This is a genomic window from Bacillus sp. LR--39 (genome assembly GCF_053613335.1).
This window is the reverse complement of record NZ_JBSIOT010000002.1, coordinates 966,205-979,527: the sequence shown is the minus strand read 5'-3', so window position 1 is coordinate 979,527 and position 13,323 is coordinate 966,205. Positions and strand designations below refer to the sequence as shown.

Genomic DNA, 13,323 nt, shown 5'->3' with positions numbered 1-13,323 from the left:
TTCTTTATCATATGAAAAAATGAGGGTGAATATGTTTTCGGCGATTTTTGAAAGACATCAAACGAACTGGGACATACTGTATAAAAAAAGATACAGGTGTGATCGACATGAAAGTGACAAATGGCGAGAAAGAACAGCTGAGCAATGCGATAGACAGAATGAACGAAGGGCTTGACGCCTTCATCCAGCTCTATAATGAAGCGGAAAACGATGAACCTCTCATTCAGTTTGAAGATGAGACGGCCGATTTAATCAGACATGCGCGTGACTCATACGGCCAGGAACAGCTGGACGAAAAACTAAACACCATTATTAAACAGATTTTATCCATCTCTCTGTCGAAAGAAGAGCCGGACGAATGAAATCAAACCGTTTATTTATTTCCTGGCTGAGATGGCCGTTATATGTTCGGATCGGGCTGATCATTATCGCCTTGATTTTATTGTTCGGCCAACTCATTTACATGCTCGAACCGAAGCAATTCACGTCTGTGTTTGAAGGGGTTTGGTGGGCGGTGATTACGGTGGCCACAGTCGGCTACGGCGATTACGTTCCCCAGACACCGCTCGGGCAGATTGCCGGTATGGTGCTTGTATTAAGCGGAGCGAGTTTTGTGACCGCCTATTTCGCCACGCTTTCTTCAGCCGTGTTCAGCAAACAGCACCGCTATGTCGAAGGGAAGGTCGCCTTTAAAGGCAAGGGGCACGTCATTCTTATCGGATGGAATGAGAAGTCGCATATGCTGCTGAAAGAACTGCAGCACATCGCACCGTCAAAAACTGTCGTCCTGATTGATGATTCATTAAGGGAAGGGCCGCTTATTGAAAACGTCCATTTCATCCGCGGACATGCCGCTGATGACAGCACGCTCAATAAAGCGAATATTACGGAAGCCGATACCGTCATTCTGACAGCGGATCAGCAGAAAAATGAATCCGAAGCTGATATGCTGTCGGTATTAACGCTTCTCGCCATCAAAGGGCTGCACCCGTCCGTTTATTGTATCGTGGAAATTTTAACGGAACGGTATGTCAAAAACGCCGAGCGCGCAGGAGCCAATAAGATTCTGTGCACATCACGGCTGTCGAGCCGGGTGATGTTTGAGCATTACCGGGTCAAGCTGCAGCTTGCCAAACCGCAAACGCTGTCAGATCTGACGCTGGAGAAAAAGGTGCGCATCATTCCCGTCCCCGAGGAATTAAAGGGTTCATCTTATCATGACTGTGCGCTCTATTATCTCAAACGGAATACCACGATCATCGGCATACAAAAAGAAGAGGGGCCGATGCTGACCCCTCCCCTGTCATACCAGGTGCTCGATACTGATCTGTTTTTGGCTCTTTAATGCAGCAGGACGTCTTCCAGCTCTTTCACAAGCGAGATGCCGATATCTGTATATGAGCGGTCAATTGCCGCATCCCGCCGTTTCGGCTCGGAGAATTGGTTGAATAATGACTCAAAAACACCGCCGCCTGCGTGATCATCCGTTTCCTGCTGATAGACGTGCCTCAGCAAAAAGGGTGTGCCGATTGTAACGGCGGCCCCCCGTTCATCCAGGTGTCCCTTATTTGCTTCAATAGGGATGCGGAGAAATAAATAGCCGTCCTGATCGGAAATTTTGTAATCAAAGAACCCGCGGTCATACTCCCAGCCGCCTCCGATGGTATAACCGATCGGTTTCAGCACCTGTTCCAATTCGCGGAGTAAAAACGATTGCCCTTCAAGTGAAGATGGAATGCTGATCATGTGCATATACTCCTTTTTGTCTTTAGCGTCCCCGCTCTGCGGCATCTTCATACGGCGTCTGGGAAGAATCGGGAGCGGCAGACAGACGCCGGAAAGAGGTAACGGCGCATTCAATCAGAACATACGTCACAATTGCGGAGAGAACGGCTTCCGTTGAAATATAGAAAACGGCGGAATAGAGACAGCACTTCGTCATCAGCGTATGCATCCGGCCAATCTTCAGTTTCAGCCGGACCATGTCCGTAAACAAGCCGAGAGGGAAAGCGAAAAACAGGATGGTTTGTAAGAGGGATTCAGGAGACAGTTTTAGTGCCGAATAGACAATAGCGGCGGAACAGACGGAAATGACGGCATGCTTACATAAGAGCCGCATCAATTCATCATCACACCTTTCACGGTTTAAAAAAGGCTGACCCGTCATGCTGAGGGCCAGCACTTTTTTTTATTTTTCAAGACGTTTTTCAAGCTCTGCTTTTTTCTCTTCAAAGCCCGGTTTGCCGAGAAGCGCGAACATATTCACCTTATAGGCTTCAACACCCGGCTGATCAAACGGGTTGACTCCGAGCAGATAACCGCTCATCGCCACCGCTTTTTCAAAGAAATAGACGAGATATCCAAATGTATATGCATTAAGCTGCGGAATATTGACAATTAAGTTCGGCACTTTTCCGTCTGTATGGGCAAGCATCGTGCCTTCGAACGCTTTTTTATTGACGAAATCGACCGTTTTGCCGGCTAAGTAATTTAAGCCGTCGAGATCATTTTCCGCTTCTTCAATTGTCAGCTCATGCTTCGGTTTTTCAACGTTTAATACAGTTTCAAACAGATCGCGTCTGCCTTCCTGCACGTATTGACCGAGAGAGTGAAGGTCTGTTGAGAAGTTAGCGGAAGAAGGATAGATGCCTTTTTCATCTTTTCCTTCACTTTCGCCGAAGAGCTGCTTCCACCATTCCGCAAAGTATTGCAGCGCAGGCTCATAGTTGATGAGCATTTCAATAGTTCTTCCTTTATTATACAGAACGTTGCGGACGACGGCGTATTGATAAGCCGCGTTCTCCTCTAATTCCGAGCTGGAAAAGTCTTTGCTTGCATCAAGAGCGCCTTTCATCATTTCATCGATATCAGCCCCGCTTACCGCAATCGGCAGAAGACCTACCGCAGTCAGAACGGAGAAACGTCCGCCGACATCATCAGGAATAACGAATGATTCGAAGCCTTCTTCATTAGAAAGCGTTTTTAAAGCGCCGCGCTCTTTATCTGTCGTCGCGTAAATCCGCGCTTTCGCTTCTTCTTTTCCGTATTTTTCTTCAAGAAGTTTGCGGAAAATCCGGAAAGCGATTGCAGGTTCCGTCGTCGTGCCTGATTTAGAAATGACATTGATAGAGAAATCAGCGTCTTCCAAAAGATCCATAACATCTTTCATATAAGTTGAGCTGATATTGTTGCCGATAAAGATAACTTGAGGGTTTTTGCGCTTGTCTTTCGGCAGAACATTATAGAAAGAATGATTGAGCGCTTCGATCGCCGCGCGGGCGCCTAAGTATGAACCGCCGATACCCACGACGAGAAGCACGTCTGAATCTGATTTAATTTTTTCAGCGCTTTTTTTAATGCGCGCGAATTCTTCTTTATCGTAGTTTTCAGGGAGGTCCACCCATCCTAAAAAGTCGCTTCCGGCGCCTGTTTTTTCATGGATATTATGGTGTGCCGTTTTTACGAAATCACGTGCGTATGTAAGTTCATGTTCATTGAAAAAAGGTAACGCTCTTGAGTAATCAAAGCGTACATGCGTCATTTGCTTGTCCCTCCATCACGGTGAATTGTTTTCTCTTTCACTTTATATGAACTCACCCGCTAAATCAAGTCATGAAGAAGGGCGGATGAATACGGGATTTGCGCTAAAGATGCGTTCATTTTTTATACAATATTCCGGATTCGAGATGGTTATATTTGTATTAACTGTGAGAGGGATAACGAATCGAATGTTGGTGATCCAGGAATGTATCACCTTTACTTTGGAGCAGGATGACATCCATCGCCAATCCCGAGGGGACGGTTCTTTTTATATAGTACTCCTCTTGAGAGGCTGCCGCACAGGAATATTAAGGCATAAATGTCCATTTTTAAAAATAGTGTCTATATTTGGGGTATCGTGTTAAGATGAAAGTGATTTTATACCGGGAGGTGATTTTATGACTAAAACCATTGGTCTTATTTGTGGAAGTTTACGAAAAAACTCGTATAATCGAGCGATTGCTCAATCATTGATTGACTTAGATAATGCGGCTCAATTTCGCTGGGTTGAAATAGACAGTCTTCCTTTTTTTAACGAAGATTTAGAAATTGCCGGAGCACCAGACTCCGTAACATCCTTTAGAACTGATATACAAGACGTTGACGGCGTCATCATTGTAAGTCCAGAGTACAATTCCGGAATTCCGGGGGTATTAAAAAATGCATTGGACTGGGCATCGAGACCGCGGACCTCTTCTGTTTTAAACAGAAAACCAGTTGGCTTAATCGGAGCAACCCCCGGAGGGTTCGGCACTGCCTTTGGTCAAACGCAATTGAGAGAAGTACTCGAAGCTATGCAAGTCAATGTTTTGCCATTTCAAAAAATGCTGATTTCGCAAGTCCATGAGAAAATTGATTCCGCTCAAAACATACTTACGGATGAACAAACAAAACGTTATCTTCAACGCTATTTACAACAGTTCATCCATTGGATTGATCATGCTCCGGTTCCCGTTCCAGATTAATTGAAGGATCATCACCCTCACGAAAAGTCACCTCAGAAATAACTTTCTATCTACACAGCATATGAATAGATTTACCGTTTTCAATTCACAAACTTACTTGCCTTAATTCAAGGAGGATTATAAAATGTCTGATCTATATTCCCGTCTTTCAAAAGATGATGCTGCCGTGCTTTTAGTTGACCATCAAACCGGCCTTATTTCCGGTCTCGTGCGTGACTATGGCGTTGATGAATTTAAAAACAATGTATTGGCTCTCGGTGATACGGCTAAATTCTTTGATTTACCGGTTATTTTAACAACCAGCTTTGAAAATGGACCCAACGGACCGCTCATGCAAGAACTCGTTGATCTCTTTCCTGATGCGCCAAAAATAGCCCGTCCTGGACAAATTAATGCATGGGACAATGAAGACTTTGTTAAAGCCATTGAAGCGACTGGCAAAAAACAGCTGATTATTGCGGGGGTCGTAACAGACGTCTGCGTTGCTTTTCCTGCGCTTTCTGCCATTAAAGCAGGCTACGAAGTGTTTGTTGTGACAGATGCTTCGGGGACGTTTAATAAGCAAGTAGCAGATGCATCATTAACGCGTATGGCTCATGGCGGCGCGCAGCTTATGAACTGGTTCAGCGTAGCGTGCGAGCTTCAGCGTGATTGGCGCAACGATGTTGAAGGTTTTGGCGCATTAATCTCCAGTCATCTTCCCGGTTATCAAAACTTAATGGGAAGCTATATGGGGGCGCAGCGGGACCTTAGTACACAAAATGCATAAAAGGAGCGCTGATTGAATCAGCGCCCCTTTTTTAAATTCGAAGTATAGCAAGGCTCTTCATCTTCATGATTTAGATTTTGTGTAAAAAGATGATCGGCAATCGCAAAGTTAATTGATCCTTTTCTGCTAAATGTACAGAAACAGGGAGTCAAAACCGCATCATGTGAGATTTCCATAGTTGTCTCATGGCAAGGGGTGTTTCACTTGCTCTTGATGCATTAATGAAAATATGGAAAGAGGGACTCCCCAAAACGGTTACATCTGCAGCTTGAAAATCTATTTCATCTTCACCCCGGGCGGGAATGTATCTTACAGTGACGCCTTTAAGATGGCAAGTACGTCATCTTTGTTCAGTTTTTGGAAATTGCCGAATCCGCCGTATTCCATTTCTTTTGCGGCGATGTCTGCGATCAGCTCAAGCTTGTCTTCACCAATGTCATAATCCGCAAGGCGGGACGGTGCGCCGAGGCTTGTCCAGAACGCGGACAATTTATCGATCCCTTCAAGCGCAATTTCTTTATCCGTTTTGCCTTCAGTATCAATGTCAAACATGTTGAGCATGAGGTTTTTAAAACGGTCTACATTTGTATCAAGCGTGTATCTCATCCAGTTCGGGAACAGAATCGCAAGTCCTCCCGCGTGAGGGATGTCATAAACCGCTGATACGGCGTGCTCCATCGTATGGGAAGCCCAATCGCCGAAATAGCCCATTTGCAGCGTGCCGTTTAATGCGATCGTACCCGCGTATAAAATCGTTTCACGGTGCTTATAGTTCTCAAGGTCTTCCAAAAGTTTCGGCGCTGTTTCAATTACCGTCTGAAGGACCGCAAAACACATTCTGTCCTGAAGCGGCGTGTTTTCAACATTGTGGAAGTATTGTTCAAATACGTGGCTCATCATATCCACCATGCCGTATACGGTTTGGTTTTCCGGAACGCTGAAAGTATTCTCAGGATCTAAAATGGAGAAACGCGGATGAGTGACATTGCTGCCCCATACGAATTTTTCGTTTGTTTCCCAATTTGTGATAACGGAATCAGGGTTCATTTCAGAGCCTGTCGCCGCAAGCGTCAGCACCGTGCCGAACGGGAGCGCGTCCTGCGCCGTTACTTTTTTGCTGTAAATGTCCCATGCGTCACCGTCATATTTCGCACCGGCCGCAATCGCTTTTGTACAGTCAATGACACTTCCGCCGCCGACTGCGAGAAGGAAATCAATCTCATGCTGTCTGCACAGCTCAATTCCTTTATTTACCGTTTCCAGACGCGGGTTCGGTTCAACACCCGCAAGCTCATGAACGGTTGCGCCTTCTTCTTTTAAGATGCCTGTTACTTGGTCATACAGGCCGTTTCGCTTAATGCTGCCGCCTCCGTAAACAAGCAGCACGTTTTTCCCGTATTGCTTCAGCTCTTTTTTCAATTGGTCGATTTGACCTTTTCCGAAAATCAGTTTCGTCGGATTGTAGTACGTAAAGTTCTCCATTTATCATGACCTCCAAAAAAATCGTAAGGGAATTACTATAACACAGAAAAAAAGGAGCTGCCAATCCGGCCGCCCCCTTTATGTTATTACAATGATGCTTTCAGTATCGCAAGCACGTCTTCTTTCTGCAGTGACTTGAACTGTCCGAATACTCCGTTTGCCATCGCTTTATCTGCAATCGTATCCAGCTTCTCATCAGAAATATCATAATCAGCGAGTCTGTTCGGAGCGCCGAGGCTCGTCCAGAAATCAGACAGCTTGCTGATTCCTTCAAGTGCGATCTCTTCATCTGATTTGCCTGTCTCGTCAATATCAAAGACACGGACGGCAAGCTGTTTAAAGCGGGCCGGATTTTCTTTGAGCACATGTCTCATCCAGTTAGGGAACAGAATCGCTAAACCTCCGGCGTGCGGTATATCGTAAACCGCTGATACCGCATGCTCGATGTTGTGTGTGGCCCAATCCCCTCTTGCGCCCATTGACAGCATTCCGTTTAATGCGATCGTGCCTGTATATAAAATCGTCTCACGAAGCTCGTAGTTCTCCAGATCATCGATCAGCTTCGGCGCTGTTTCAATCACCGTGCGCAGAAGCGATTCACACATCCGGTCCTGATACGGCGTGTTTGACGTGTGGTGGAAATATTGTTCAAACACATGGCTCATCATATCGACCATGCCGTAAATGGTGTGGTCTTTCGGAACGGTAAATGTGTTTACCGGATCGAGAATAGAGAATTTAGGGTAAACGAGCGGGCTTCCCCATCCGTATTTCTCTTGTGTCTCCCAGTTTGTGATGACTGATCCGGAGTTCATCTCTGAACCGGTTGCCGCAAGGGTCAGCACTGTTCCGAACGGCAGCGCTTCTTTCGGCTGGTGTTTTTTCGTGACGATATCCCACGCGTCGCCGTCATATTTAGCGCCCGCCGCGATGGCTTTCGTGCAGTCAATGACACTTCCGCCGCCGACGGCCAATAAGAAATCGATGCTGTTTTCTTTACAGAGCGCAACACCCTTGTTCACCGTTGAGACACGCGGATTCGGCTCTACGCCTGCCAATTCATGTACGGTAACTCCTGCTTTTTTCAGCAGTTCGGTTACTTGATCATAAAGACCGCTGCGCTTAATGCTGCCGCCCCCGTATACGAGCAGTACGTTCTTTCCGTACGGCTTGATTTCTTCAGGAAGTTTTTCGACCTCTCCCTTTCCGAAAATCAATTTGGTCGGATTCCAATATGTAAAGTTTTGCATGACATCTCCTCCTTTGGATTTATATTATGCAGAAAGATGACATTCAATGTAAAGCAATCCGCTTTTTTGACGGCACATCACACGGTTTACAGGCAGCGGCTTCGCGGGAAAGGCACTTGTGCAGCTTGAGACAGTGTGTGATTTACACAGCGGAGAATGTAGTATGCATAGATTCTTTGCTTTGTCACAATCTATAACTGTTTCACGAATTCATAGAGGAGGTTGTTTACATGAGTGTTATTCAGCGTATCTGTCTCGTATTAACGATTATCGGCGCTATTAACTGGGGACTGATCGGATTTTTCCAATTTGATTTAGTAGCAGCCATCTTCGGCGGCCAAGGATCAGCTCTGTCGCGGATTATTTACGGTCTTGTCGGCATCGCCGGTCTGATCAATCTCGGCCTGCTGTTTAAGCCGAACGAAGAAACATCCCGCGAGGAAGCGGCAAATCCGGAAGTCAGATAAACAAACATAAAAAAAGCACCGAACATACATATCCGGTGCTTTTTTTAATGATTATTTTTTGATAAGGTCTTTGCGGTTGGACTGTTCAATCCACTCTTCAAGCTTATCTTTCAATGTGTTGAAACCTTGCGGAGCAGATGTTTCTTCAGAAGCTTGAGCCGCTTTCGGTTTTCTTGGTTTGCTTTCTTTTCTTTCAGGCGCCGCTTGAGTCGCACGGATAGAAAGGCTGATTTTGCCTTTTTCTTCGTCAACCGCAAGTACTTTTACTTGTACTTCGTCACCGATTGAAAGGTGCTCGTTAATGTCTTTTACGAAACCGTGAGTGACTTCAGAAATGTGAACAAGTCCTTGAGTTTCTTCATCTAATGCAACAAACGCACCATACGCTTGTAATCCTGTTACTTTACCAGTGTAAACACTGCCCACTTCAAATTTTGCTGCCATTCATAACAACTCCTAAGTTAAATTAAATACAGATTATACGCAATTTAAAATTATATCATACAAGTTTGTTTTTCGCAAAGAGAACTTTTTTACATGATCATGTTTAAGCACAGAAAAATGGGGGTATACTATGATTACGAAGGCTTTCTAGTATTCCCCCCTTTTATTTGGATGCGAACCGGGTTCGTATCTTTTTTTATGCCCTTTTTTCAACAAACCGTTTGATTCTGACGAGCGCTTCCTGAATCTGCTCAATGGATGTCGCATAGGAACATCTGATGTAGCCTTCGCCGCTCGGGCCGAATACATTCCCCGGAACGACGGCTACTTTTTCTTCAATGAGCAGCTGTTCCGCGAATTCTTCTGAACTCATGCCGGTCGACTGAATGGAAGGAAACGCGTAAAATGCTCCGCCGGGGTGGTGGCAGCCGAGTCCGATTTCGTTCAATGTCTCCACAATCAGGTTTCGGCGTCTCCGATAGCTTTTCTTCATTCTTTCGACGTCTTCCTGGCCGTTTTTCAGCCCTTCAAGCGCCGCGTATTGCGCCATGGAAGGCGCGCACATCATCGCGTGCTGATGAATTTTGAGCATCGCATCCCTGATTACGGGAGGCGCCGCCGTAAATCCGAGTCTCCATCCCGTCATGGCAAATGCTTTGGAGAAGCCGGAAATGAGAACCGTGCGTTCCTTCATGCCGCGGATGGCCCCCATGCTCGTGAATGGCTCATCATACGTCAGCTCAGCATAAATTTCATCGGCAAGCACGATCAAGTCGTGTTTTTCAGCGAAAGCAGCGATGGATTCAAGCTCTTCTTTCGAATAGACAGAACCTGTCGGATTTGACGGCGAGCATAGAAGCAGCGCTTTTGTTTTGTCCGTCAGGGCCGCTTCAAAATCGGCGGCTGATGCTTTGAAACCTTTTGCAGCGACAGTCTGAATCGGCACCGGCTTCGCCCCCGTCAGGGTCACGAGTGATTCATATGCGACAAAACACGGTTCGGGAATTAACATTTCCTCTCCAGGATTCATAATGGCGCGGACAGCGAGATCAAGCGCCTGGCTTGCCCCTACAGTAACGATCAGTTCACTGTCAGGCGAATAACTCAGGCCGAACCGCTGATCTAAGTAGCGGCTGATTTCTTCTCTCAGTTCATAAAGACCCGCATTTGCCGTATAAGCCGTATACCCCTGTTCTAAAGAAAGAATACTCGCTTCCCTCACATTCCAGGCCGTCACAAAGTCAGGCTCTCCCACTCCCAGTGAAATGACGCCTTCCATCGTAGCGGCCAGATCAAAGAACTTGCGGATGCCTGACGGTTTAATCTGCTGCACGTAGTCAGATAAATAAGAAGTCTTCGTTTCCATTTACGGAGACACCACGATTCTTTTGTCATCGTCTCCGCTTTCAAAGACTTTGCCGTCATGCTTATATTTTTTCAGGATGAAGTGCGTTGTCGTGGAAACGACAGACTCAAGGGTGGACAATTTTTCAGACACGAAGCTTGCCACGTCTGACATCGTGTTGCCGCGAATAACGACGGATAAGTCATACACCCCTGACATCAGGTACACTGATTCAACTTCCTGGAATCTGTATATCCGCTCAGCGACTTCATCAAAGCCGACATTTCGTTTCGGAGTGACTTTTACGTCAATCATCGCCGTGACGCCTTCCAAACCGTCGACTTTGCGCCAGTCGATCATCGCCGCATAATCAATGATGACTTTTTCCTTTTCAAGCTTTTCAATGATGCTTTTAACTTCTTCAGCGGGAATGTTTGCCATTTTCGCGATCGTTTCCGCATCAACGCGGCTGTTTTCGTCTAAAATTTCTAATATTTCTGTTTCTTTTTCGGTCAGCTTCATACGTTTCACACCTTTGCATTATCAAAAATCTTCATGACATTATATCACGATTTTCGACAAATGCTAAGAAAAACCCGAAAGAAACCAGAGCTAAAATCTGACAATCAAAAAAGCCTTTACATTACAACAAAGAAAGGACGGCGAAGGCTCTCATGGAAGCTGTTTCACCGATTAAACGGGCCGCGATAGACGGAGTTGAGCTGTATTACGAGCATTATGAAAATCCCGGCAGACAGACACTCGTCTGCGTACACGGTTTTTTATCTTCGGCATTCAGCTTCAGAAAACTGATCCCGCTGCTCAGAAACCATTATGATATTATCGCCGTTGACCTGCCTCCTTTCGGGCAATCGGAAAAGTCACGGACTTTCGTATATACTTACGCAAACCTCGCCAAGCTTCTGATCGGACTTCTGGAAAAGCTCGGTATCAGCCGGGCCGCACTCATCGGCCATTCAATGGGCGGCCAGATTTCCTTATCCGCGTCTCTTCTCAGACCCGAGCTTTTTTCTAAAATCGTCCTGTTGTGCAGCTCGGGGTATTTAAAGCGCTCGCACCCGTCGATTATATTCGGGACGCATCTCCCTTGTTTTGACCTGTACCTTAAGTATTGGCTTTCAAAAGACGGCGTGCTGAACAACCTGTTAAATGTCGTTCACGACCGGACGCTTATCGATCAGGAAATGATTGACGGTTACGAAAAACCATTTACAGACCGCCAGATTTTCAAAGCGATGACAAGGTTTATCAGACACAGGGAGGGCGATTTAAAGCCCGAGGATTTGAAGAAAGTGCAAAACCCCGCTCTTTTAATCTGGGGAGAAGAAGATCGGGTCGTTCCGGTCTCAGTCGGAAAACGGCTTCATGACGACCTGCCGGATTCCATTCTGTATTCACTCAAGGATACGGGGCACCTCGTACCCGAAGAGCGCCCAGAGTTTGTTTCGGAGCGGATTTTTGAATTTATTCAATAAAAAAACCGGCGGAACCGCCGGTTTTTAAGGGGTGCAGGAGCTGCTTTCTTTTATGAACAGAAGCTGCTCGGCGGCCTTTTGGCAGCCTTCGATCGGAAGCTTTTGCTCAAATGAAGCTTCAAAGATATCCTGAATGGCTGCTGCCAGCTTGTCGGCACGGTCTTCACTGTAGACGGCCTGAACGATATCGACGGCTTCTGTCTCATAAAAATCTTCTCCATATTTAAACGGGTCCCACTTGGCAATGATTTTCATCATTTCCATGACCGCTTGGCTTTCTTCCATTTTCATCACCGCTTATAATAAAGTTTGCAATTCTATTTTATCATAGATACGCTGTGCAAAATAATGATACTACAGGAGTGACATACATGAACTTTGATCTTCGAGAAAACCGTCTTGGCACACAATCGGTGAAATGGGACAAGGCGGAAGCGTTATTCGGCGTATCGGATGCGCTTCCGATGTGGGTTGCCGATATGGATTTCCGCGCTCCCGAAGCGGTCACTGACGCCTTAAAAGCCCGCCTTGACCACGGCATATTCGGTTATACGTCTCCTGACGAAAACACAAGAGAAGCCGTCGCTTCATGGCTTGAGACGCGGCACGGCTACCGACCCGATCCCGCAAGCATCGCGTTCAGTCCCGGTGTTGTCACGGCAATCAGCATGGCCGTACAAGCCTTTACCGAACCGGGCGATCCGGTGTTGATTCAATCACCGGTGTATACGCCTTTTTATCAGATGATCAAGGAAAACAAACGGCAGGTTTTACATAACCCATTACGGGAAGAAAACGGCGTCTACTGCATGGATTTTGAGGATCTTGAGAAAAAACTGAGCGATTCTGAGGTCAAGCTGATGATTCTTTGTAATCCCCACAATCCGTCCGGCAGAGCGTGGAGCCGGGATGAGCTTATGAAGCTCGGATCGCTGTGCGCCGCCCATAACGTCACCGTCGTTTCTGACGAGATACATTCCGACTTGATGCTGTACGGAAAGCCGCATACGCCTTTCGCTTCTCTGTCTGAGGAGTTTGCGCGGATTTCCGTTACTTGTGTCGCGCCGAGCAAGACGTTTAATATTGCCGGCATTCAGGCATCCGCCATTATCATTCCCGATCGGTATAAGCGGGCGAAATTCTCCGCCGCATTGCATCAGAACGGGATTTCCAGCCTCAACACATTTGCGGTTGCAGCAATCGAAGCGGCCTATACAAAGGGAGGCCCTTGGCTTGACGCGCTGATTCCTTACATTGAAGGGAATATGAAATTGGCTGAGGACTTTTTAAGAAAAGAATTGCCGAAAGTCCGCATGATGAAGCCTGACGCTTCCTATTTGATCTGGATGGATTTCAGCGAATACGGATTTTCGGATGCCGAGCTCAAAGAAAGAATGCTCAAAAAAGGGAAAATCATATTAGAGCCGGGAACAAAATACGGACCGGGCGGCGAAGGATTTATGAGACTTAATGTCGGCTGTTCAGCCGCCGCCGTAAAAGAAGGGCTTGAGAGAATGAAAGCAGCGCTCGCTTAGCAGCGGAAAGAACGCCTTTATCAGATGAGA

The 13,323-nt window shown here is 46.4% G+C and carries 16 protein-coding genes; 7 read left to right on the top strand and 9 right to left on the bottom strand.

Features of this window, described 5'->3' with window-relative positions; all coding sequences use genetic code 11:
- The first annotated feature begins 107 nt into the window (after window positions 1-107).
- Window positions 108-362 (top strand): Atypical membrane-integrating protein, encoded by a 255-nt coding sequence (locus tag ACWHAR_RS14710; RefSeq protein WP_015418086.1) that lies wholly within the window; start codon window positions 108-110, stop codon window positions 360-362.
- Window positions 359-1,345 (top strand): potassium channel family protein, encoded by a 987-nt coding sequence (locus ACWHAR_RS14705; protein WP_007408644.1) that lies wholly within the window; start codon window positions 359-361, stop codon window positions 1,343-1,345. Before ACWHAR_RS14710 ends, ACWHAR_RS14705 begins: the two co-directional genes overlap by 4 nt.
- On the opposite strand, the gene ACWHAR_RS14700 is transcribed toward ACWHAR_RS14705, so the two are convergent.
- From ACWHAR_RS14700 to ACWHAR_RS14690, 3 genes are read right to left on the bottom strand one after another with little or no spacing between them, the layout of a single operon-like run.
- Window positions 1,342-1,746 carry a YugN-like family protein gene (locus ACWHAR_RS14700; RefSeq protein ID WP_032876836.1) on the bottom strand — a complete coding sequence of 135 codons (405 nt, stop codon included), beginning with the start codon at window positions 1,744-1,746 and terminating at the stop codon, window positions 1,342-1,344. The two genes, ACWHAR_RS14705 and ACWHAR_RS14700, sit on opposite strands and share 4 nt — an antisense overlap.
- Window positions 1,747-1,768: 22 nt before the next feature.
- Window positions 1,769-2,167: a hypothetical protein gene (locus ACWHAR_RS14695; protein ID WP_032876834.1), complete on the bottom strand. Its 399-nt coding sequence runs from the start codon at window positions 2,165-2,167 to the stop codon at window positions 1,769-1,771.
- A gap of 21 nt (window positions 2,168-2,188) precedes the next feature.
- Window positions 2,189-3,541 (bottom strand): glucose-6-phosphate isomerase, encoded by a 1,353-nt coding sequence (locus ACWHAR_RS14690; RefSeq protein WP_032876832.1) that lies wholly within the window; start codon window positions 3,539-3,541, stop codon window positions 2,189-2,191.
- Window positions 3,542-3,938: 397 nt separating this feature from the next.
- On the opposite strand from ACWHAR_RS14690, the gene ACWHAR_RS14685 reads away from it, so the two are divergent.
- Window positions 3,939-4,505 carry an NADPH-dependent FMN reductase gene (locus ACWHAR_RS14685; protein ID WP_032876830.1) on the top strand — a complete coding sequence of 189 codons (567 nt, stop codon included), beginning with the start codon at window positions 3,939-3,941 and terminating at the stop codon, window positions 4,503-4,505.
- Between the two features lie 124 nt (window positions 4,506-4,629).
- Window positions 4,630-5,274, top strand: coding sequence for an isochorismate family cysteine hydrolase YcaC (gene ycaC, locus ACWHAR_RS14680; RefSeq protein WP_014418745.1), 645 nt, complete (start codon window positions 4,630-4,632; stop codon window positions 5,272-5,274).
- Window positions 5,275-5,583: 309 nt separating this feature from the next.
- Here the strand turns inward: ycaC and ACWHAR_RS14675 are convergent, their stop codons facing one another.
- Complete coding sequence (locus ACWHAR_RS14675; protein WP_003152109.1) at window positions 5,584-6,756, bottom strand: iron-containing alcohol dehydrogenase; 1,173 nt, start codon at window positions 6,754-6,756, stop codon at window positions 5,584-5,586.
- A gap of 86 nt (window positions 6,757-6,842) precedes the next feature.
- Window positions 6,843-8,006, bottom strand: coding sequence for an iron-containing alcohol dehydrogenase (locus ACWHAR_RS14670; RefSeq protein WP_032876828.1), 1,164 nt, complete (start codon window positions 8,004-8,006; stop codon window positions 6,843-6,845).
- 230 nt (window positions 8,007-8,236) lie between these two features.
- On the opposite strand from ACWHAR_RS14670, the gene ACWHAR_RS14665 reads away from it, so the two are divergent.
- Complete coding sequence (locus ACWHAR_RS14665; protein WP_003152104.1) at window positions 8,237-8,473, top strand: DUF378 domain-containing protein; 237 nt, start codon at window positions 8,237-8,239, stop codon at window positions 8,471-8,473.
- 51 nt (window positions 8,474-8,524) lie between these two features.
- Here the strand turns inward: ACWHAR_RS14665 and yugI are convergent, their stop codons facing one another.
- The 3 genes from yugI to ACWHAR_RS14650 all read right to left on the bottom strand — a co-directional run bounded on the left by yugI (window position 8,525) and on the right by ACWHAR_RS14650 (window position 10,784).
- Entirely contained in the window at window positions 8,525-8,917 is a 393-nt protein-coding gene (yugI, locus tag ACWHAR_RS14660; RefSeq protein ID WP_007408653.1) for a S1 domain-containing post-transcriptional regulator GSP13, read from the bottom strand.
- 196 nt (window positions 8,918-9,113) lie between these two features.
- On the bottom strand, window positions 9,114-10,283 hold the full coding sequence (locus ACWHAR_RS14655) for an aminotransferase (protein ID WP_025285179.1): 1,170 nt from the start codon (window positions 10,281-10,283) through the stop codon (window positions 9,114-9,116).
- The gene (locus tag ACWHAR_RS14650; RefSeq protein ID WP_003152098.1) at window positions 10,284-10,784 is read right to left on the bottom strand and encodes an Lrp/AsnC family transcriptional regulator; all 501 of its coding nucleotides are present in this window, start codon (window positions 10,782-10,784) and stop codon (window positions 10,284-10,286) included.
- 152 nt (window positions 10,785-10,936) lie between these two features.
- On the opposite strand from ACWHAR_RS14650, the gene ACWHAR_RS14645 reads away from it, so the two are divergent.
- Window positions 10,937-11,758 carry an alpha/beta fold hydrolase gene (locus ACWHAR_RS14645; protein WP_032876825.1) on the top strand — a complete coding sequence of 274 codons (822 nt, stop codon included), beginning with the start codon at window positions 10,937-10,939 and terminating at the stop codon, window positions 11,756-11,758.
- Window positions 11,759-11,782: 24 nt separating this feature from the next.
- Here the strand turns inward: ACWHAR_RS14645 and ACWHAR_RS14640 are convergent, their stop codons facing one another.
- Entirely contained in the window at window positions 11,783-12,043 is a 261-nt protein-coding gene (locus ACWHAR_RS14640; protein WP_003152094.1) for a DUF1871 family protein, read from the bottom strand.
- An 86-nt stretch (window positions 12,044-12,129) separates the two neighbouring features.
- On the opposite strand from ACWHAR_RS14640, the gene ACWHAR_RS14635 reads away from it, so the two are divergent.
- Window positions 12,130-13,293, top strand: coding sequence for a MalY/PatB family protein (locus ACWHAR_RS14635; protein ID WP_007613397.1), 1,164 nt, complete (start codon window positions 12,130-12,132; stop codon window positions 13,291-13,293).
- Window positions 13,294-13,323 lie beyond the last annotated feature (30 nt).